Origin of the sequence: Delftia sp. UME58, assembly GCF_014170385.1 — a bacterium.
Classification (GTDB): Bacteria; Pseudomonadota; Gammaproteobacteria; order Burkholderiales; family Burkholderiaceae_C; genus Comamonas; species Comamonas acidovorans.
Map to the genome: position 1 here is coordinate 282,071 of NZ_LZZV01000055.1, position 18,855 is coordinate 300,925.

The 18,855-nt window shown below is 66.7% G+C and carries 20 protein-coding genes; 12 read left to right on the forward strand and 8 right to left on the reverse strand.

What is annotated here, in order from left to right; genetic code table 11:
- Window positions 1-5 precede the first annotated feature (5 nt).
- Window positions 6-2,369: a DNA translocase FtsK gene (locus tag A9976_RS16860; RefSeq protein ID WP_183019936.1), complete on the reverse strand. Its 2,364-nt coding sequence runs from the start codon at window positions 2,367-2,369 to the stop codon at window positions 6-8.
- A 261-nt stretch (window positions 2,370-2,630) separates the two neighbouring features.
- Between A9976_RS16860 and trxB the strand changes: the two genes are divergently transcribed.
- The 3 genes from trxB (at window position 2,631) to rpmG (ending at window position 4,276) form a co-directional block, all read left to right on the forward strand.
- Window positions 2,631-3,584 carry a thioredoxin-disulfide reductase gene (gene trxB / locus A9976_RS16865; RefSeq protein WP_034396780.1) on the forward strand — a complete coding sequence of 318 codons (954 nt, stop codon included), beginning with the start codon at window positions 2,631-2,633 and terminating at the stop codon, window positions 3,582-3,584.
- Between the two features lie 267 nt (window positions 3,585-3,851).
- The gene (gene rpmB, locus A9976_RS16870) at window positions 3,852-4,085 is read left to right on the forward strand and encodes a 50S ribosomal protein L28 (protein ID WP_012207163.1); all 234 of its coding nucleotides are present in this window, start codon (window positions 3,852-3,854) and stop codon (window positions 4,083-4,085) included.
- Between the two features lie 20 nt (window positions 4,086-4,105).
- On the forward strand, window positions 4,106-4,276 hold the full coding sequence (gene rpmG / locus A9976_RS16875; RefSeq protein ID WP_012207164.1) for a 50S ribosomal protein L33: 171 nt from the start codon (window positions 4,106-4,108) through the stop codon (window positions 4,274-4,276).
- Between the two features lie 75 nt (window positions 4,277-4,351).
- On the opposite strand, the gene A9976_RS16880 is transcribed toward rpmG, so the two are convergent.
- Window positions 4,352-5,836: a PLP-dependent aminotransferase family protein gene (locus tag A9976_RS16880; protein ID WP_183019937.1), complete on the reverse strand. Its 1,485-nt coding sequence runs from the start codon at window positions 5,834-5,836 to the stop codon at window positions 4,352-4,354.
- A gap of 212 nt (window positions 5,837-6,048) precedes the next feature.
- Between A9976_RS16880 and A9976_RS16885 the strand changes: the two genes are divergently transcribed.
- Window positions 6,049-6,417 (forward strand): hypothetical protein, encoded by a 369-nt coding sequence (locus tag A9976_RS16885; RefSeq protein WP_183019938.1) that lies wholly within the window; start codon window positions 6,049-6,051, stop codon window positions 6,415-6,417.
- On the opposite strand, the gene A9976_RS16890 is transcribed toward A9976_RS16885, so the two are convergent.
- On the reverse strand, window positions 6,392-7,615 hold the full coding sequence (locus A9976_RS16890) for a fatty acid desaturase (RefSeq protein ID WP_183019939.1): 1,224 nt from the start codon (window positions 7,613-7,615) through the stop codon (window positions 6,392-6,394). The two genes, A9976_RS16885 and A9976_RS16890, sit on opposite strands and share 26 nt — an antisense overlap.
- 115 nt (window positions 7,616-7,730) lie before the next feature.
- The gene (locus tag A9976_RS16895) at window positions 7,731-9,059 is read right to left on the reverse strand and encodes an RsmB/NOP family class I SAM-dependent RNA methyltransferase (RefSeq protein WP_183019940.1); all 1,329 of its coding nucleotides are present in this window, start codon (window positions 9,057-9,059) and stop codon (window positions 7,731-7,733) included.
- A 92-nt stretch (window positions 9,060-9,151) separates the two neighbouring features.
- Between A9976_RS16895 and A9976_RS16900 the strand changes: the two genes are divergently transcribed.
- On the forward strand, window positions 9,152-9,424 hold the full coding sequence (locus A9976_RS16900; protein ID WP_183019941.1) for a DUF1653 domain-containing protein: 273 nt from the start codon (window positions 9,152-9,154) through the stop codon (window positions 9,422-9,424).
- Between the two features lie 7 nt (window positions 9,425-9,431).
- Here A9976_RS16900 and purN read toward each other — a convergent pair whose 3' ends face one another.
- Window positions 9,432-10,010: a phosphoribosylglycinamide formyltransferase gene (purN, locus tag A9976_RS16905; RefSeq protein ID WP_012207170.1), complete on the reverse strand. Its 579-nt coding sequence runs from the start codon at window positions 10,008-10,010 to the stop codon at window positions 9,432-9,434.
- A 98-nt stretch (window positions 10,011-10,108) separates the two neighbouring features.
- On the opposite strand from purN, the gene A9976_RS16910 reads away from it, so the two are divergent.
- The 3 genes from A9976_RS16910 to A9976_RS16920 all read left to right on the forward strand — a co-directional run bounded on the left by A9976_RS16910 (window position 10,109) and on the right by A9976_RS16920 (window position 13,273).
- Window positions 10,109-10,792, forward strand: coding sequence for a YceH family protein (locus tag A9976_RS16910; RefSeq protein WP_183019942.1), 684 nt, complete (start codon window positions 10,109-10,111; stop codon window positions 10,790-10,792).
- A gap of 114 nt (window positions 10,793-10,906) precedes the next feature.
- Entirely contained in the window at window positions 10,907-12,088 is a 1,182-nt protein-coding gene (locus A9976_RS16915; protein ID WP_096913863.1) for an acyl-CoA dehydrogenase family protein, read from the forward strand.
- Window positions 12,089-12,157: 69 nt separating this feature from the next.
- Window positions 12,158-13,273 (forward strand): acyl-CoA dehydrogenase family protein, encoded by a 1,116-nt coding sequence (locus tag A9976_RS16920; protein ID WP_183019943.1) that lies wholly within the window; start codon window positions 12,158-12,160, stop codon window positions 13,271-13,273.
- A gap of 109 nt (window positions 13,274-13,382) precedes the next feature.
- On the opposite strand, the gene uraD is transcribed toward A9976_RS16920, so the two are convergent.
- On the reverse strand, window positions 13,383-13,931 hold the full coding sequence (gene uraD / locus A9976_RS16925; protein WP_183019944.1) for a 2-oxo-4-hydroxy-4-carboxy-5-ureidoimidazoline decarboxylase: 549 nt from the start codon (window positions 13,929-13,931) through the stop codon (window positions 13,383-13,385).
- Window positions 13,932-14,010: 79 nt separating this feature from the next.
- Entirely contained in the window at window positions 14,011-14,943 is a 933-nt protein-coding gene (locus A9976_RS16930; protein WP_183019945.1) for a LysR family transcriptional regulator, read from the reverse strand.
- A gap of 130 nt (window positions 14,944-15,073) precedes the next feature.
- Between A9976_RS16930 and A9976_RS16935 the strand changes: the two genes are divergently transcribed.
- The 4 genes from A9976_RS16935 to A9976_RS16950 are packed head-to-tail and all read left to right on the forward strand — an operon-like array spanning window position 15,074 to window position 17,895.
- A complete protein-coding gene (locus A9976_RS16935) occupies window positions 15,074-16,414 on the forward strand; it encodes an MFS transporter (protein WP_183019946.1) in 1,341 nt (446 codons plus the stop codon).
- 11 nt (window positions 16,415-16,425) lie between these two features.
- Window positions 16,426-16,977 (forward strand): hydroxyisourate hydrolase, encoded by a 552-nt coding sequence (locus A9976_RS16940; RefSeq protein ID WP_232245728.1) that lies wholly within the window; start codon window positions 16,426-16,428, stop codon window positions 16,975-16,977.
- Window positions 16,978-17,028: 51 nt separating this feature from the next.
- Complete coding sequence (uraH, locus tag A9976_RS16945; protein WP_183019947.1) at window positions 17,029-17,364, forward strand: hydroxyisourate hydrolase; 336 nt, start codon at window positions 17,029-17,031, stop codon at window positions 17,362-17,364.
- Between the two features lie 24 nt (window positions 17,365-17,388).
- A complete protein-coding gene (locus A9976_RS16950) occupies window positions 17,389-17,895 on the forward strand; it encodes a nucleoside deaminase (protein ID WP_183019948.1) in 507 nt (168 codons plus the stop codon).
- A 12-nt stretch (window positions 17,896-17,907) separates the two neighbouring features.
- Here A9976_RS16950 and A9976_RS16955 read toward each other — a convergent pair whose 3' ends face one another.
- Window positions 17,908-18,855: a bestrophin family protein gene (locus A9976_RS16955; RefSeq protein ID WP_183019949.1), complete on the reverse strand. Its 948-nt coding sequence runs from the start codon at window positions 18,853-18,855 to the stop codon at window positions 17,908-17,910.

Below are 18,855 nucleotides of genomic sequence, written 5' to 3' on the forward strand. Positions count from 1 at the left end.
CGGGCTCATTCCCCGGCGCGCGCGGGCACCAGCACTTCGCGCTGCCCGCTGGCCGTGAGACCGCTGACCAGGCCCGCCTTTTCCATATCTTCCAGCAGCCGCGCCGAGCGGTTGTAACCAATCCTGAGCTTGCGCTGCACATACGAGATGCTGGCCTTGCGGTCCTTGAGGACCACTTCCACGGCCTGGTCGTACATGGGATCCTTCTCGCCGCTGCCGCCGTCGCCGGACTCCGAGCCGAACTCGCTGTCGCCCTCGGCCGTGCCGCCTTCGAGCACGCCTTCGATGTAGTCTGCCTCGCCCTGCTCCTTGAGGTAGCCCACCACGCGGTGCACTTCCTCGTCCGACACGAAGGCGCCGTGCACGCGCACGGGCAGGCCCGTGCCGCTGGCCATGTAGAGCATGTCGCCCATGCCCAGCAGGGATTCGGCGCCCATCTGGTCAAGCACGGTGCGGCTGTCGATCTTGCTGCTGACCTGGAAGGCGATGCGCGTGGGGATGTTGGCCTTGATCAGGCCGGTGATCACGTCCACGCTGGGGCGCTGGGTGGCCAGGATCAGATGGATGCCGGCCGCGCGAGCCTTCTGGGCCAGGCGCGCGATCAGCTCCTCGATCTTCTTGCCGACCACCATCATCAGGTCGGCCAGCTCGTCGATGACGATGACGATGTGCGGCAGGCGCTGCAGCGGCTCGGGCTCCTCGGGCGTGAGGCTGAAGGGGTTGGGAATGGATTCCTCGCGCGCCTTGGCCTCGTCGATCTTGACGTTGTAGCCCGCCAGGTTGCGCACGCCCAGCTTGCTCATGAGCTTGTAGCGGCGCTCCATCTCGGCCACGCACCAGTTCAGGCCGTTGGCGGCCTGCTTCATGTCGGTGACCACGGGGCACAGCAGGTGCGGAATGCCTTCGTAGACCGACATTTCCAGCATCTTGGGGTCGATCATCAGCAGGCGCACATCGCGGGCCTCGGCCTTGTACAGCAGCGACAGGATCATGGCGTTGATCCCCACCGACTTGCCCGAGCCCGTGGTGCCGGCCACCAGCACGTGCGGCATCTTGGCCAGATCGGCCACGACCGGATTGCCCACGATGTCCTTGCCCAGGCCCATGGTCAGCATGCTCTTGGCGTCGTGGTAGACCTGCGAGCCCAGCACCTCGGACAGGCGGATGGACTGGCGCTTGGCATTGGGCAGCTCCAGCGCCATGAAATTCTTGCCGGGAATCGTCTCGATCACGCGGATGGACACCAGGGACAGCGAACGCGCCAGATCCTTGGCCAGGTTCACGATCTGCGAGCCCTTGACGCCGGTGGCCGGCTCGATCTCGTAGCGCGTGATCACGGGGCCGGGCATGGCGGCCACCACATGCACATCGACGCCAAAGTCCTTGAGGCGCTTTTCGATCAGCCGGCTGGTCATCTCCAGCGTCTCGGGCGAGACGCTTTCCTGGCGCTGCTGCGCCGCATCGAGCAGGTCCACCTGGGGCAGCTTGCTGTCGGGCAGTTCGGAGAACAGGGGCTTCTGGCGCTCCTTGACCACGCGCACGCTGGGGGCCGCAGCCTCTTGCAACACGGGCTCGATGATCTGCACGGGCTGCGGGTGCTGCACGGCGCTTTCCGTGCGCTCCTCCTGCACCACTTCCTCGCGCTCGCGCGCAGCGCGGCGGCCTGCGGCTTCGTCCCGGGCCTTTTCACGGCGCGCAAAAAGAAAGAGCACCCAGCCGTCCAGGCGTGCGCCCATGGATTCGGCCAGATGACCCCAGGAAAAGCGGAACACCATGGCCAGGCCGATCACGGCCACGCAGATTCCGATCAGGCCCGAGCCCATGAAGCCCAGCCACTGCAGGCTGTGGTACCCCAGCATGTAACCGAAGACGCCGCCGGCCGGGCCGGGCAGCACGCTCTCGAAGCGGTACAGGCGCGTCCACTCCAGTGCGCAGCTCGCACCCAGCAGCAGCAGCAGCCCGCCCCAAAAACGCAGGCGCCGGCGCCACAGGGGCGGCAGTGGCACACCGTCGCGCGGCACGCCGCCGCGCAGCCAGCGCGCAAAGGAAGACAGCCAGGTCTGCAGCGAGGCCAGCACCAGCCACCAGACCGACATGCCGAAACCGAAATAACAGGCGTCGGCCAGCCAGGCTCCGACGCGGCCCATCCAGTTGGCGACCAGGCGCGCGTGTCCCGCCCCGGAGGTGGACCACGCTGGATCCTGGGGCGAGTAGCTGAGCATGGAGGCAAGCCAGAACACCAGGGCCAGCAGCCCCGCCAGCAGCAGCATTTCGTGGCCGAAGCGCGCCACCATGCCGGGGCGCGCCGCAGACCTGGATTTGCCCTTGGCGGATGTGGAAGCGTTCAGAGCGTTCAATGAGTAAGTCATACGCAGGCGGGAGCTTACCCCAGCCCCCTCGGACTGGCCGCAAAAACAGCCAGGGCGACCCGCTAGCGTAATGCAAGCACTTGCAACAGAGCATGACGCCGCCGCATGACGGCGCCACGTCGATCATTTTTGACAATCCGGGCCATTGATCCATATGGCAACGGGAACCTGACTGCGGAGCGATACTCCACTGCTCTGCCCGATGTATCTTTTTTTCTGCACGCCGACTGCCGGCGTGCGCCTTTTTCAAGAACTGCATCCATGTCTTCTACGCAACACGCCAAAGTCCTGATCCTCGGCTCCGGCCCTGCCGGCTACACGGCCGCCATCTATGCCGCGCGCGCCAACCTCAACCCGCTGCTGGTGACCGGCATGGCCCAGGGCGGCCAGCTGATGACGACGACCGAGGTGGACAACTGGCCTGCAGACGTGAACGGCGTGCAGGGCCCCGAGCTGATGCAGCGCTTCCTGGAGCACGCAGAGCGCTTCAAGACCCAGGTGGTGTTCGACCACATCCACAGCGTCGATTTCTCCAAGCGCCCCTTCACGCTGACCGGCGACTCCGGCACCTATACCTGCGACAGCCTGATCATCGCCACCGGCGCCTCGGCCAAGTACCTGGGCCTGCCCTCCGAAGAGGCCTTCATGGGCCGCGGCGTCTCCGGCTGCGCCACCTGCGACGGTTTCTTCTACCGCGAGCAGCCCGTGTGCGTGGTCGGCGGCGGCAACACGGCCGTCGAGGAAGCCCTGTACCTGTCCAACATCGCCAGCAAGGTCACCCTGGTGCACCGCCGCGACAAGTTCAAGGCCGAGCCCATCCTCGTGGACAAGCTCATGGACAAGGTCCGGGCCGGCAAGATCGAACTCAAGACCCACTTCGTGCTCGAAGAGGTGCTGGGCGACCAGTCCGGCGTGACCGGCATCCGCATCAAGAGCACCCAGGACGGCCATGCCGAGGACATCCAGCTGCAGGGCTGCTTCATCGCCATCGGCCATGCGCCCAATACCGAGATCTTCAAGGGCCACCTGGAGATGGACGAGACCGGCTACATCATCACCCAGGGCGGCCTCAAGGGCTTTGCCACGCAGACCAGCGTGCCCGGCGTGTTCGCGGCCGGCGACGTGCAGGACCATGTCTACCGCCAGGCCATCACCAGCGCCGGCACGGGCTGCATGGCCGCGCTGGACGCCCAGCGCTTCCTCGAACAGGAATAAGCAGGACGCCACCCTGCCCGCCCTGCTCTCCCGCAGGGCGGCAAAAGCCCCTGGCTCCAGCCGTGTTTGGCTGGCCCAGGGGCTTTTCTCATGGAGACGCTATAATCCGTGGCTTTGCTGAATTTGAAGCGTGCCTTGCTTGCATGGCCAGGACACTTTCAGCATGGGGTTACCGCCACCCTTTATGGCGAGGTGAGGTTGCCGGCAGGCCATGCAGCAAATGCAGGGCATCAGCGTCGGCGGCTGTACAACTATCGGAGTGTCCTCATGGCACGCGTATGTGAAGTAACGGGCAAGAAGCCCATGGTGGGAAACAATGTTTCCCACGCCAACAACAAGACCAAGCGTCGTTTCCTGCCCAACCTGCAATACCGCCGTTTCTGGGTTGAGAGCGAAAACCGTTGGGTGCGCCTGCGCGTTTCCAGCGCTGCTCTGCGCCTGATCGACAAGAACGGTATCGACTCCGTGCTCGCAGACCTGCGTGCCCGTGGCCAAGCCTAAATCCCTCAAGGAGAAACACCATGGCTGCTAAAGGCGGACGCGAAAAGATCAAGCTGGAATCCACTGCAGGAACCGGCCACTTCTACACCACGACCAAGAACAAGAAGACAATGCCCGAGAAGATGGCGATCATGAAGTTTGATCCCAAGGCTCGCAAGCACGTCACGTACAAGGAAATCAAGCTGAAGTAATTCAGCCTGTTCCCGGTACCGACAAGAACCGCCCGGCGCAAGCCCGGCGGTTTTTTTGCGTCCGTTTTATGCCAGTCACCCGCTACGCACCGGCTGGCCCAGCTGCGCACAGGCCATGGCACCCAGCTCGCGGCAGGCCTGCTCGACCACGGCATCCACCGGCAGGGTGCAGCCCAGGCGCATGCAGTGCTCGTAGCGCCCCGAGTTCGAGAACATGCTGCCCGGCGCCGTGCGGATGCCGCGCGCCAGCGCCTCGGTGAAAAGGCCGGAAGTGGAGACACCGGCCGGAAACTCCAGCCACAGGCTGAGCCCGCCGGGCGGCAGGCTCAGCCGCGTGCCCAGCGGGAAAAACCGCGCCACCAGCTGCGCCATGCCTTCACGCTGGCGCCGCAACTGCTGCTTGAGGCGCTGCAGATTGCGCAGATGCGCGGGCGAGCCCACGCAGGCGGCCGCCAGCAACTGGGCCAGGGTCTGGGTGCCCCGGCTGCGCGCGAACTTGAGCATCTGCACCCGGCCATGCCACTGGCCGGCGTTCATCCAGCCCTGGCGCAGGCCCGGCGCCATGCTCTTGTTGAAGGCCTCGCAATAGATCACCTGGCCCGGCAGGCGATCCCAGGCCTTGATGGGGCGCACGGGCTGGCTGCTTTCCACGAACAGGCCGTAGGAGTCGTCCTCGATCAGCGCCACGCCGTGGGCGGTACACAGCTCGACCAGCCTGGCCTTGTGTTCATCGGGAATGCGCGTACCCAGCGGCATCTGCAGCTCGGGCACGACCACCACGGCCTTCAGGCGCGGCTGGGTCTGCAGGGCCAGCTCCAGCGCCTCGATGGACAGGCCGGTGCGCGGGCTGCAGGGAATCTCCAGCGCCTGCATCTGCAAGGACTCCACCACCTGCAGCAGACCGTAGTAGGTCGGCGACTCCACGGCCACCACGTCGCCGGGCGAGGCCACGGCGGCCAGCGCCAGGCTCACGGCCTCGGAATTGCCCGTGGTCGCCAGCACATCGGCCGGTGCGACATGGATGCCCGCCGCCAACGCTCGCCGCGCCATGGCGCGCTGGAAATCAGGGTGGCTGCCCATCATGGAGCGCCCCAGCACCAACAGGTCGGGCTGCTCGCGCAGCAGCCGGGCGGCGGTCTGGTTCAGGTAGCCGCGATCGAACAGTTCGGGCGGCGGCGTGGCACCGCCCAGGTCCACGCGCACGTCGGCCTGGCGGCCGCGCTCCAGCATGAGCGAGATGTGCTCATTGATGCCCGCAAAGTGCTGTTGTGGCAACGGCTGCACGGGCTGGCTCAGATCCGGCTCGCTGGCGGGCGCCAGGCCTGCCGGCCGGGCATCGCGCACGAAGTAGCCCACGCGCGGGCGGGCTTCAAGCTGGCCCAGGTCTTCCAGATGCCGCAGCGTCTGCAGCGCCGTGGACAGGCTGACCTCATGGCGGCGCATCAGCTCGCGCACGGAAGGCATGCGCTCGCCCGCCTTGAGCGTGCCCAGTTCCATGGCCAGGCTGTAGTCGGCCGCCAGGCGGCGGTACAGGGTCGGGGAGGCGCTGGCAAGGGTCATGGAGCAGATGGAGAACGAATCGGGGACGAGCGGACTTGCCCGCGATCTTGCCGCAAGGCACTGTTACGCAACAGATACAGATCCATCGACCACAAAGCAGAACAGATCCACCGCCATCTGCACTGCTGCGATGCAACAAGCCGCGGGCTGTGCCTGTGCCGATGAGGGCCGCGTGCCTACGCTTGAGGGCCTGGAATCACAGGACACAGACCATGCACAACGCCGATACCCGCTCCTTCGAACTGCGCCATCTTGCTCCCGGCAGCGATCTGCACCTGCATGTGCAAGAGGGCAGTGAACTGTTCTGCCGCCACGGCCCGCTGGAAATCACCGCCCCGCAACAGGCCTGGGCGGATGGGGTGCCCGCGCCGGCCCTCAGGCTGCAGCCGGGCCAGGGCTGGCGTGCGGGCGCCGATCTGCAGATACGGGTCAGCTCCTTGTCCCAGGCCATGGCAAGCCTGGAGCTGCGGCCGAGCCCCACAGCAAAAAGCCGCATCGCCTCCGAAGAGGGGATGCGGCCCCGGGCATGGTCGGTGGCCGGCTGGCTTCGCGGCCTCAGGCGTGGGCAGCGCGCAGCTTGACGGAAAACTCCTTGAGCGCGGCAATGCCGCTGGCCTCGGCGCGATGGCACCAGGCCTGCAGATGGGCCGTCAGTTGCTCGCGCGACAGCGAGGTGTTCAGCCACAGCTGGCGCAGCTCCTCGCGCATGACCAGCATCTGGTCGAGCACGGGGTGGGCGGCGCGCGCCTGGGCCAGCTGTCCCTGCGCCTGGGCGGGCACCTTGTCGGCATCGCGGTGCAGCCAGCGGCGCGCCGTCTTGAGCAGGGACAGCTCGGCCTGCCGGGCCTTGCGCTGCTTGAGCGCATCGAGCTCGAACTGCACGGCGGCGCGCACGCCGCGCGCATAGCGGGCCATGACCTCGTAGCGGTTGGCGATCACGGCCTCCAGCGTCTTTTCGTCGGCCACGGGCTTGACGGCGCCCATGACCAGCCGCGGCGCCGTTTTCTTGACCTTGGCCCAGCCCAGCCTCTGCATGGCGCTGATGTAGACCCAGCCCACGTCGAACTCATAGCGCTTGACCGAGAACTTCGCCGAGGTCGGGTAGGTATGGTGGTTGTTGTGCAGTTCCTCGCCGCCAATGATCAGGCCCCAGGGCACGAGGTTGGTGCTGGCATCCTGGGCCTCGAAGTTGCGGTAGCCCCAGAAATGGCCCAGGCCGTTGACCACGCCGGCAGCCCAGAACGGAATCCAGGCCATCTGCACGGCCCAGATCGTCAGCCCGATGGCACCGAACAGCAGCACGTTGATGATCAGCATCAGCGAAGGGCCCCAGATCGAATGCCGGCTGTAGAGATGGCGCTCGATCCAGTCGTCGGGCGTGCCGTGGCCGAACTTCCTGAGTGTCTCGGCGTTCTTCGCCTCTTCGCGGTACAGCTCCGCACCCTGGCGCATCACGGTGTCCAGGCCACGTGTCTGCGGGCTGTGGGGGTCTTCCTCGGTTTCGCACCTGGCGTGGTGCTTGCGGTGGATGGCCACCCACTGCCTGGTGACCATGCCCGTGCCCAGCCACAGCCAGAAACGGAAGAAGTGCGAAGGAATCGGCCCCAGGTCCAGCGAGCGGTGGGCCTGGCAGCGGTGCAGGAAGATGGTGACGCCCGCAATGGTGATGTGGGTGGTGACCAGGGCGTACAGCAGCAGCTGCCACCACGACAGCTGCCACAGGCCATGGGCCATCCAATCCACGGCGAGGTTCCAAACCGATCCGAAATCCAGCGACATAACCGAAGCCTTTGGCAAGGCGGCGCCCAGTGGCGCCGATGCCTCAATTTTAGGCGATGCGCCTACAAAGGCATTCGGCAATCTCCTGCGATTTACAGCTTATTGCGTCTGCAAGTTACGGCTTCCGGGTCCAAACGGCGGCAAAAAAGCCATCCGTCTCATGGCGCTGCGGCCACAGGCGCAGGTACTGCGTGCCGGTCTCGCCGCCGCTGCACAGCGCATCGCCCTGCTCCACCTTGAGCTGGGCCAGCAGTTCGCAGGCATCCATGGCCACGAAGTCAGGGTGCTCCGCCGCAAAGGCCTCGGCGATGGCTTCGTTTTCCTGGGGCAGGACCGAACAGGTGGCATAGACCAGGCGCCCACCCGGCTTGACCAGGCGCGCCGCACTGGCCAGGATGGCCGCCTGCTTTTGCGTGAGCTCCTCGATGGCCTTGGCCGACTGGCGCCACTTGAGGTCGGGATTGCGGCGCAGCGTGCCCAGGCCCGAGCAGGGCGCATCGACCAGCACGCGGTCGATCTTGCCGGCCAGGCGCTTGACGCGGTCGTCGCGCTCATGGGCGATGGCCGCAGGGTGCACATTCGACAGGCCCGAGCGCGCCAGGCGCGGCTTCAGGGCTTCGAGCCGGTGGCCGGACACATCGAAGGCGTACAGGCGCCCCGTGCTGCGCATGGACGCGCCAATGGCCAGGGTCTTGCCGCCTGCGCCGGCGCAGAAATCGACCACCATTTCGCCGCGCTTGGCGTCCAGCATCAGCGCCAGCAGCTGGGAGCCTTCATCCTGCACCTCGATGGCGCCGCGCGTGAAGGCGTCCAGCCGGGCCAGCGCGGGCTTGCCCTGCACGCGCAGGCCCCAGGGCGAGTACGGCGTGGCTTCGGCGACGATGCCGGCATCGGCCAGTTCCTTTTGCACATCGGCACGCTTGGCATTGAGCGCATTGACGCGCAGATCCAGCGGCGCGGCCTGCTCCATGCTCTGGGCAAAGGCCCAGAAATCCTCGCCCAGCTGCTGCTTGAGCGGCGCGACCAGCCACTCGGGAAGGTTGTGGCGGTGCGGCTCCATCAGCTCATCGGGGCGCACGGCATCGCAGGCGTCCAGCCATTGCAGCTCCTGGGGGGACAGCGCTGCGCGCGCAAAGCCGAGCGCCTCCTTGACGCCCTGCTCGGACTTGCCGGCCACGCGGGCCAGGGCTTCCTGGCTGTGGGCAAAGCCCAGGATGGCCAGCCTGCGCTCGCGCGAGCCGCTGCCAGAACGCGCCAGGCTCTCAAAAAGCAGCTTCTTGCGCAGCACGGTGTAGGCGGTTTCGGCCAGCGCTGCACGCTCGCGCGGGCCCAGGTTGCGGTTTTCACGGAAAAAGCGTGACACCACGGCGTCGGCCGGGTGTTCGAAAGTCAGGGTGCGCTTGACCAGTTCGGCGCAGGCGTCGAGAAGCTGTTTGGGATGCATGGGCGCGATTGTCCCACTGCCTTGCAAATCCGAGAGGGCCGCAGGTCGGAACCCGGAGCAACGCCGGGCCGGCACAGCTACCATGGCGCCCCATGACCGATGACGACCTGCCCCCTCTGATCACCACGCCCCCGGGCCTGTACCGCCACTACAAGGGCGCACCCTACGAAGTGCTTGCCACCGTGCGCCACAGCGAAACGCGCGAGTCCATGACGCTGTACCGCGCGCTCTATGGCGAGCGCGGCCTGTGGGTGCGTCCGGCCGCCATGTTCAATGAAACCGTGGTCATCGACGGCGTGGAGCAGCCCCGCTTTGCACGCTGCCCCGAAGTGGAGCAGCAGGCCTTTCAGAGCGAAGGCCTTTGAGCAGGCCCTAGCCCCGCATCAGCTGCGCCACGGCGCGCGGGTAGATGAGGTGCTCCTGCACCAGCACGCGCGCGGCCAGCGCCTGGGCTGTGTCGCCGGGCAGCACGGGCACCACGGCCTGCTCCAGGATGGGGCCCACATCCAGCTCGGCCGTCACGCGGTGCACGGTACAGCCGGCAAAGCGGCAGCCTGCATCGATGGCGCGCTGGTGCGTGTGCAGGCCCGTGAAGGCGGGCAGCAGCGAGGGATGGATGTTGATCATGCGTCCCTCGTAATGCGCCACGAAGCCCGGCGTGAGGATGCGCATGAAGCCGGCCAGCACGATCAGCGAAGGCGCGTGGCGGTCGATCACCTGGGCCAGCTCGGCATCAAACGCCTCGCGGCTGGGAAACGGGCGGTGGTCCAGCACCTCGGTGGCAATGCCTTGCTCGCGCGCGAAAACAAGGCCCGAAGCCTCGGCCTTGTTGCTGACCACGGCGGCCACGCGGGCGCCGTAACGCCGCGCCCAGTCCTGTTGCTGCGAAGCACGCACAATGGCAGCCATGTTCGAGCCGCCGCCCGAGATCAGGATCACGATATTTTTCATGGGCGGCGATTGTCGCACCGCAGGCCGCGCGGCCTGCGCCAGCCCCGGCAAGGCCCATGGCCCTGCCGGGCCTTGTCACTTCTTCCGCCCAGACCCCCATGCCATTCGATCCCCGTTCCACCCCCCTGACCGCTGTCGAAGCCCGCGTGCTGGCCACCCTGATGGAGAAGGCGCGCACCGTGCCCGACAGCTACCCGCTCACGCTCAACGCGCTGGTCACGGGCTGCAACCAGAAAAGCAGCCGTGATCCGGTGATGGAAGTCAGCGAAGGCGAGGCCCAGGAAGCGCTGGACAGCCTGCGCCTGCGCACCATGTCCGTACAGATCAGCAGCGCGCGCGCCACGCGCTGGGAGCACAACTTCCCGCGCGGCGTGGGAGTGCCCGACCAGAGTGCCGTGCTGCTGTCCCTGCTGATGCTGCGCGGCCCGCAGACGGCGGGCGAGCTGCGCATCAACTCCGAGCGCTGGCACCGCTTTGCCGACATCTCATCGGTCGAAGCCTTCCTGGAAGAGCTGCGCGAACGCAGCGAGGAAAAAGGCGGCCCGCTGGTCGTGCTGCTGCCACGCGCGCCTGGCGCACGCGAGCAGCGCTGGGCCCATCTGCTGTGCGGCCCCGTGGACGTGAACGCCATGGCACAGCCCGCCGCTGCAGCAGGCGCACGCGGCGATGCCCTGGCCCAGCGCGTGGTCGATCTCGAAGCCCAGGTACAGCAATTGCAGGCACGTCTTGCGCATGTCTATGCACAGTTGGGGCTGGAGGAGGAGCCCGGCCAATCGAGCTGATCGCCTGCGCTCAGGCAGCCCCGGCATCAGGGATTGCCATAGGTTGTCACGCCCTGGACAGTCCAAAAAAGAACGTGCGTGCTACAAAAGCCGGGATTGAAGGAGACACAGTCCATGGACCTGGCATTTACCCCTGAAGAACAGTCCTTTCGCGAGGAAGTCCGCGCCTGGGTGCGGGCCAACCTGCCCCAGGACATTGCGCACAAGGTGCGCCATTCGCTGCGCCTGACGCGCGACGACCTGCAGAACTGGGCCAAGATTCTTGGCAAAAAGGGCTGGCTGGGCTACGGCTGGCCCAAGCAGTTCGGCGGCCCCGGCTGGAGCGCCGTGCAAAAGCATCTGTTCGAGGAGGAATGCGCCCTGGCCTGCGCCCCGCGCATCATTCCCTTCGGCCCCGTGATGGTGGCGCCCGTGATCATGGCCTACGGCTCGCCCGAGCAGCAGCAGCGCTTTCTGCCGGGCATTGCCAGCGGCGAAGTCTGGTGGAGCCAGGGCTACTCGGAGCCCGGCTCGGGCTCGGATCTGGCCAGCCTCAAGACCCGCGCCGAGCGCGTGGGCGACAAGTACATCGTCAATGGCCAGAAGACCTGGACCACGCTGGGTCAGTACGGCGAGTGGATCTTCTGCCTGGTGCGCACCAGCAACGAGGGCAAGCCCCAGACCGGCATCAGCTTCCTGCTGGTGGACATGAAGAGCCCCGGCGTGACCGTGCGTCCCATCAAGCTGCTCGACGGCGAGTGCGAGGTCAACGAGGTCTTCTTCGACAACGTCGAGGTGCCGGCCGAGAATCTGATCGGCGAGGAAAACAAGGGCTGGACCTACGCCAAGCACCTGTTGAGCCATGAGCGCACCAACATCGCCGACGTGAACCGTGCCAAGCGCGAGCTGGAGCGCCTCAAGCGCATCGCCAAGGCCGAGGGCGTCTACGAAGACCAGCGTTTCCGTGACGAGATCGCCAAGCTCGAAGTCGATGTGGTGGCGCTGGAAATGCTGGTGCTGCGCGTGCTGTCGGCCGAGAAATCGGGCAAGAACCCGCTGGACATCGCCGGCCTGCTCAAGATCAAGGGCAGCGAGATCCAGCAGCGCTACTCCGAGTTGATGATGCAGGCCGCCGGCCCCTTCAGCCTGCCCTTCATCGAAGAGGCCATGGAAGCCGGCTGGCAGGGCGACTTCCCCGGCGGCGTGGTGGACAACGCACCGCTGGCATCGACGTACTTCAACATGCGCAAGACGACGATCTACGGCGGCTCCAACGAGGTGCAAAGAAACATCGTCGCTCAGACGGTGCTGGGCTGATTTTGGCTGGAGTTTCGCTGAACCCGGAAGTGCGCCGGACGCGCTTCGATCAGCTTCGGGAGACAGAAAATGGACTTTGATTTTTCGGATGACCAGCAGCAACTGCGCGACGCCGTGCGCCGCTGGGTGGACAAGGGCTATACCTTCGAGCGCCGCCGCTCCATCGTCGAGGCGGGCGGTTTTTCGCGCGAGGTCTGGGGCGAGCTGGCCGAACTGGGCCTGACGGCCCTGACCGTGCCCGAGGAGCACGGCGGCCTGGGCCTGGGCGCCACCGACGTGATGGTGGTGATGGAGGAATTGGGCCGTGGCCTGGTGATGGAGCCGCTGGCGCAGGCCTTCGTGGCAGCCGGCGTGCTCGGCAAGCATGCCGACGCCACCGTGGCCGGCCAGTGGCTGCCGCGCGTGGCCAGCGGCGAGGCCCTGGTCGTGCTGGCACACCAGGAGCGCCAGGCCCGCTACCGCCTCGATGTCTGTGCAGCCAAGGCCAGCAAAAGCGGCAGCGGCTACACGGTGGATGCCACCAAGAGCGTGGTTCCCGCAGGCGATGCGGCCGACGCCTTCCTGGTGCCGGCCCAGCTGGACGGCAAGATCGCCCTCTTCCTGGTGGAGCGCGGCGCCAGCGGCGTCAGCACCCAGGGCTACCGTACCCAGGACGGCAGCCGCGCGGCCGAACTGCGCTGCCAGGCGGCCCCGGCCACGCTGGTGGCGGCCGATGGCCTGGCCGCCCTCACGCTGGCCCAGGACGCCGCCAACGCCGCGCTGTGCGCCGAAGGCGTGGGCGCCATGGAGCAGACGCTGAAGCTCACCACCGAGTACATGAACCAGCGCAAGCAGTTCAACACGGTGATCGCCAGCTTCCAGGCCCTGCGCCACCGCGTGGCCGACATGAAGATGCAGCTGGAGCTGGCCCGCTCCATGAGCTACTACGCCAGCCTCAAGATGAACACGCCCGAGGCCGAACGCCACGTGGCCATTGCGCGCGCCAAGGTCCAGCTGGGCCAATCGCTGCGTTTTGTCGGCCAGCAGTCGGTCCAGCTGCACGGCGGCATCGGCGTGACCGACGAGTACGCGGGCAGCCACTACTTCAAGCGCCTGACGCAGATGGAGATGACGGGCGGTGACACCCTGCATCACCTGGGCATCGTCTCCGCGAAGATGCAGGACACGGCAGGCGTGTTTGCCTGAGGTCTGACCTCACCGCAGCGCAGCGCACCAGGCCCCGCAGAAAACTGCGGGGCTTTTTCATCGCCGGGCAGCGGACCTTGCGCAGCAAGGGGAGCGTGGGAGCCATTTTTCATTCCACCAAGGCCGTGTCCGCACCAACGCGCTGCGCCAGCCTCAGGCCGCTGATGAAGCCGATCTGGCGCAGCGCCTCGGCGAATTCCTGCTCCGTCTCGCGCTCGGTACGCGATGCCAGTTCGGCAAACAGGCCGGCGCGCGTGTAGTGCCGCACGCAGGCGATGAACGGAAAGCCGTGGCGACTGCGGTAGCTGCGGTTCAGCCGCGCCAGCAGCTCGGCCTGCTCGCTGGGCAGCTCGCCCAGGCCCGCGCTCTGTTGCTCCTGCAGGGAGTCGCTGGTCAGCGTGCCCGAATGCACCGCGCCCGCAGACAGCTCGGGATGGCCGCAGAGAAATTGCACCACCTGATCGAGCGGACGGGAGCGCACGGCCATCAGCATGCTGCGGTGCAGGGCCTCGACGCTGGCAAAGGGCCGCTGGCGCTGTGCCGTTTCAGCGACCCAGGGCGCGTACTCGAAGACCTCGGCCAGCGCGGCGACAAAGGCCTGGGGCGCCATGGCGTTGAGTTCGGAAAGAGAGGGGCTGGAGGGGGTGGTCGTGGTCATGGCGCCAGTGTAGAAAGCGCCTCGCGCGCCACACAGTGGCGCGCTGTTATAGCCCGTATAGCAGGTTGTGCGGACTGGGTCAGGCGGGCAGCACCAGCGCCTGGGCAGCCGTGCCCAGCAGGCCGCGCAGCCAGGCATGGGATGCGCTGCGGTGCTGCGATGAATGCCACAGCTGGCAAAAGCGCATGCTGCCCGCCGCCATGGGCAGGGGCGCGATGGCCAGCGGCAGACGCCTCGCATGCCAGGCCGCGAAGTGACGGCTGGTGGTCAGCAGCAGATCGGTGCCCACCAGCATGTCGGGCGCCAGGCCGAAGTAGGAGCACTGCACGCGCCGGTCGCGGCTCACTCGCATGGTGCCCAGGCTGGACTCGACAACGCCGCGCTGGTCGCGCGAATACGGGGTGAACACCACGTGGGCGGCCTGCAGATAGCGCTCCACGGTCAGCTGGCCCGGCGCCGCCAGCGGATGGCCTGCGTCCATGAGGCAGACCACCTCGTCCTCCAGCAGGGTGGACATGTGCAGGTGTTCGGGCGGGCTGGGCCAGTTGCCGATGACGATGTCCACTTCCCCGTTTTGCAGCGCCTGCTCGTAGTCGAACTGCGGGCCCAGCGGCAACACGACCAGGCGGGCACCGGGTGCCTGCTCGCGCAACAACTGCACGGCGCGTGTGAAGAACGGCGGCGCCAGGTAGTCGGGCGTGGCAAGGGTGAAGCTCAGCTGGGTGGTCTCGGGCGCGAACTCGCGGCCCGATTCCAGCAGGCCGTCGATCAGGCCCAGCGCGGGCCGCGCCTGCTCCGCAGCCTGCAGGGCCCGGGCCGTGGGCACCATGTGGTTCTTGTCGCGCACCAGCAGCGGGTCGCCGAAGACCACGCGCAGCCGCCGCAGCGCCGCGCTGATGGCTGGCTGGGACTGGTTCAGCCGTATGGCCGTGCGCGACACGCTTTGCTCGCTGATCAGGGTGCACAGCACGCGCAGCAGATAGGTGTCGAAGGGGTCGTCACTGCGCGACAAGCGGGCACCTCACAGGGATATGCAATCTGATATGCGGCCTATAGCAGCGGCCTAGTTTCGCACAAGGCCGCGACTGGCGACCATGCAGGCGTCCACACCCATACAACGATTCGGAGACAAGGACCCTGCCATGAGTGCACCCACCGTGCCGCTGAGCGGCACCGCCACCGCCGTCGATCAGGTCGACGCCACCTATTCGAAGATCTCCTGGCGCCTGCTGCCCTTTCTGGGCGTGCTGTGGGTGCTGGCCTGGCTGGACCGCGTGAACATCGGCTTCGCCAAGCTGCAGATGCTCGACGACCTGCGCTTCAGCGAAGCCGTCTACGGGCTGGGCGCCGGCATCTTCTTCCTTGGCTACTTCCTTTTCGAGGTGCCCTCCAACATGCTGCTGCAAAGGATTGGCGCCAAGAAGACGGTGATGCGCATCACCATCGGCTGGGGCCTGATCTGCATGCTGCAGGCATGGGTCAGCACGCCGGCGCAGTTCTACATCCTGCGTTTCCTGCTGGGTGCGTTCGAGGCGGGCTTCTACCCCGGCGTCATCCTCTACCTGACCTACTGGTATCCGTCCAAGCGCCGGGCCAAGGCCTTCGGCACCTTCATGTCGGCATCGGCCATCGCCGGCGTGCTGGGCGGCCCGCTGGCCGGCGCCATCATGACCGGCACGGCCGGCCTGCACGGCATGCATGGCTGGCAGTGGCTGTTCATCATCGAAGGCATTCCCTCGGTGCTGGCCGGCGTGGTGGCCTATTTCTACATGACCGACCGGCCAGAGCAGGCCCGCTGGCTCAGCGATGCCGAGCGCGCCATCGTGCGCGAGCAGCTGGAGATCGACCACCGCGCCCAGGGCGAGCGGGACAGCGACTGGCGCACGCTGTTCGGCAACCCCAAGGTCTGGCTGCTGATCGCCGTGTTCTTCTGCCTGCTGTGTGCCAATTCGACGCTGACCTTCTGGATTCCCACCGTGATCCGCGAGGCGGGCTTTCAGTCGCCCATGCAGGTCGGCTGGATTGCCGGTGCGGCCTATCTGCTGGGCGCCGCCGGCATGGTCTTCAACGGCCGCCATTCGGACCACAGCGGCGAGGTGCGCTGGCACTTTGCCGGCTCGGCGCTGCTCGGCGCCGCCGGCATGCTGGCCCTGGCGGTGACCATGGGCAGGGACAGCATTCCCGTGCTGCTGGCTCTCACGGCCATGGTGCTGGCCCTGGTGGGCACCATGAGCGCCATCCCCGTGTTCTGGCAAATGCCCAACATGCTGCTGAGCGGCGGCGCAGCCGCCGTGGGCGTGGCGCTGATCAACTCGGTGGCCAATCTGGCGGGCTTTGGCGCGCCCTACCTGATGGGACTGATCAAGACCGCCACGGGCAAGGTGGCACCAGGCCTGTACCTGGTGGCCGTCATCGAAGTGCTGGCAGCCGTGCTGGCCATCGTCTTCATCGCACGCATGCAGCAGCGCAGCAACCGCCTTTGAGGAGACATGACATGAGCAAGAACATGAACATGAACATGGACAGCCATTCGTCCGCCCCGAGGGCACCGGAACGCCGCCGGTTTGCGCTGGGCAGCCTGGCCGTGGGCGCATCGGCCCTGACGGGTGTCTGTGGCTCCAGCGAGGCACAGCCTGCTGCCGCCCTGCCCGCGCCGGCCCAGGCCTCTGGCCCCATCGTCCTGCACGGCGCCAGCCCACGGCTGACCATGCATGCCATAGACACCTTCCACGGCATGGCGGCCACGGGCCTGCGCATCGACTTCTCGCGCTTCGACGGCCAGGACTTCGTTCTGCTGCGCAGCTTCACGGTCAATGCCAATGGCCGCGCGGACGAGCCGCTGCTGGTGGACGACAGCTACCGCGCAGGCCGCTACGAGATGCTGCTGCACGTGGACGACTACTTTGCGCGCAAGGGCGCGCAGCTGCCGCGCCCGGCCTTTCTGTCCAAGGTGCCGGTGCGCTTTCAGATCGTGAACACGGCCGAGCGCATCCATCTGCCCATCCAGTTCGGCCCGTGGAGCTACACGTACTCGCGCGGCAGCTGACTGGCCCGCACGCAAATACCGCACTCCGACGAAAGCGACGAAAGGCAAGCCATGGCAGGCATCAGCACCCATGTACTCAATCTCACCACTGGCCGGCCCGTGGCCGGCATGCAGGTGGAGCTCTATGACATTGCGCAGACGCCGGCGCAGCGCATCACCAGCGCGCGAACCAATGCCGACGGCCGCACCGACGCGCCCATGCTGCCCGCTCAGCAGGCCCGCACCGGGCAGTTCGAGCTGCGCTTCCAGGTGGGCGAGCACTTCAAGGCCGCCGACGGTCTGACGGACGAGGTGCTGGTTCGCTTTTCCATCTTCGATGCAGCCCAGCACTACCACGTGCCCATGCTGTGTTCGCCGTGGTTCTTCACGACCTACCGCGGCAGCTGATTCATTGACAAGGAGAACGACCCTATGAACGACCGCAACCAGGCCCCGGCCTCCCACGACGAGCATGACCGATACCTGCTCGAGTCCATACGGCTGGCCATGGGCAATGTGCACCGCGAACATCCGACCTGGCCCTTTGGCGCCGTGCTGGTGAAAGACGGCAAGGTGCTGGCCCGCTCCGTGAACGAGGTGGAGGCGCTGTGCGACCCCAGCGCCCATGCCGAAATGCAGGCCCTGCGCGCAGGAGCCAAGGCGCAGGGCAGCACCGACCTCGGCGGCGCCGTCATGTATGCCAGCGGCTATCCCTGCACCATGTGCTACACGGCCATGCTGCTGGCCGGCGTGAAGCAGGTCTATGTGGCCTATTCCAACGAGGATGGCGAGCCCTACGACCTGTCGGCCGCACGCGGCTATGAGGAGCTGGCCAGACCGCAGGCGCAGCGCGAACTGCAACTGGTGCAGCGCCGCGTGCGCGATCAGGGCGAAGACCTCTATGAAGCCTGGCGGCAGGCCACGACGGCCCGCGCCTGAGCAGCCTCCACCTCAGGTCAGCCGATAGTCCACCGGCCTGAGCGGCGCGGGCAGATCCGTCTCGCCCAGCGTGCGGCCCAGGCTGATCTCGATGGAGCGGCAGATGGTGTCCAGCGGCAGGTCATTGCTCTCCAGGCCGAAGGGCTCTTCGAGTTCGTCGCCCAGCGCGTCCAGTCCGTAGAAGGTATAGGCCACGATGGCCACGACAAAGGGCGTCATGAACCCGGTCGTGTCCACCAGGCCGAACGGCAGCAGAAAGCAGTACATATAGGCCGTGCGGTGCAGCAGCAGCGCATACGAGAACGGCATGGGCGTGTTGCGTATGCGCTCGCACGAGGCGGCGGCGGCCGTCATGCGCGTGAAGGTCTTGTCCATGGAGGCCGCCAGGCAGGGGTCCATCTCGCCACGGCGCACGCACTGCGCCAGATCACGGCCCATGGACATCATCAGCGCGTCGCAGCGCTGCTCCAACGGAATGGCCTGGAGCTGGCGCCATTCCTCGTCCACCAGCCAGCGGCCGGCCGCCGCATCGCCAGGCAGGCCACGCAGTTGCGCCCGCAGCAGGTGAGCGAAGGCAATCGCCCGGTGCACCATGCGCACGCGCACATCGCTGTCGCGCCGGCGCGGGTCGGGAAGGGTCTCGATGGAGATGAGGCTCTGGCACTGGCGCGCCAGCGTGCGCGCGCAGATCACCATCTCGCCCCAGAGCTTGCGGCCTTCCCAGTAGCGGTCATAGGCGGTGTTGTTGCGAAAGCCCAGAAAGATGGCCAGCGGCAGGCCGATCAGCGTGAAAGGGATGGGCGTCACCGTGATCTTGACGTCGAACAGGTTGCCATGCACCAGGGTGATGATGGCGGCGAACACGATGTTCACGAGCAGCGTGACCTGGATACGCTGGAGCACCGAGCCCCGCAGAATCAGAAACAGCCTGAGGCCGGCGGGGCGATCACGGACGATCAT

Bases quoted from the DNA above. Each gene is read 5' to 3' on its own strand.
- A9976_RS16900 (WP_183019941.1), top strand. From the start codon at position 9,152: ATGACCGATGACGACCTGCCCCCTCTGATCACCACGCCCCCGGGCCTG.
- A9976_RS16915 (WP_096913863.1), top strand. From the start codon at position 10,907: ATGGACCTGGCATTTACCCCTGAAGAACAGTCCTTTCGCGAGGAAGTC.
- rpmG (WP_012207164.1), top strand. From the start codon at position 4,106: ATGGCTGCTAAAGGCGGACGCGAAAAGATCAAGCTGGAATCCACTGCA.
- A9976_RS16955 (WP_183019949.1), bottom strand. From the start codon at position 18,855: ATGATCGTCCGTGATCGCCCCGCCGGCCTCAGGCTGTTTCTGATTCTG.
- A9976_RS16920 (WP_183019943.1), top strand. From the start codon at position 12,158: ATGGACTTTGATTTTTCGGATGACCAGCAGCAACTGCGCGACGCCGTG.
- A9976_RS16940 (WP_232245728.1), top strand. From the start codon at position 16,426: ATGAGCAAGAACATGAACATGAACATGGACAGCCATTCGTCCGCCCCG.
- uraD (WP_183019944.1), bottom strand. From the start codon at position 13,931: ATGACCACGACCACCCCCTCCAGCCCCTCTCTTTCCGAACTCAACGCC.
- A9976_RS16950 (WP_183019948.1), top strand. From the start codon at position 17,389: ATGAACGACCGCAACCAGGCCCCGGCCTCCCACGACGAGCATGACCGA.
- A9976_RS16890 (WP_183019939.1), bottom strand. From the start codon at position 7,615: ATGTCGCTGGATTTCGGATCGGTTTGGAACCTCGCCGTGGATTGGATG.
- rpmB (WP_012207163.1), top strand. From the start codon at position 3,852: ATGGCACGCGTATGTGAAGTAACGGGCAAGAAGCCCATGGTGGGAAAC.
- trxB (WP_034396780.1), top strand. From the start codon at position 2,631: ATGTCTTCTACGCAACACGCCAAAGTCCTGATCCTCGGCTCCGGCCCT.
- uraH (WP_183019947.1), top strand. From the start codon at position 17,029: ATGGCAGGCATCAGCACCCATGTACTCAATCTCACCACTGGCCGGCCC.
- A9976_RS16860 (WP_183019936.1), bottom strand. From the start codon at position 2,369: ATGACTTACTCATTGAACGCTCTGAACGCTTCCACATCCGCCAAGGGC.
- A9976_RS16910 (WP_183019942.1), top strand. From the start codon at position 10,109: ATGCCATTCGATCCCCGTTCCACCCCCCTGACCGCTGTCGAAGCCCGC.
- A9976_RS16880 (WP_183019937.1), bottom strand. From the start codon at position 5,836: ATGACCCTTGCCAGCGCCTCCCCGACCCTGTACCGCCGCCTGGCGGCC.
- A9976_RS16885 (WP_183019938.1), top strand. From the start codon at position 6,049: ATGCACAACGCCGATACCCGCTCCTTCGAACTGCGCCATCTTGCTCCC.
- A9976_RS16895 (WP_183019940.1), bottom strand. From the start codon at position 9,059: ATGCATCCCAAACAGCTTCTCGACGCCTGCGCCGAACTGGTCAAGCGC.
- purN (WP_012207170.1), bottom strand. From the start codon at position 10,010: ATGAAAAATATCGTGATCCTGATCTCGGGCGGCGGCTCGAACATGGCT.
- A9976_RS16935 (WP_183019946.1), top strand. From the start codon at position 15,074: ATGAGTGCACCCACCGTGCCGCTGAGCGGCACCGCCACCGCCGTCGAT.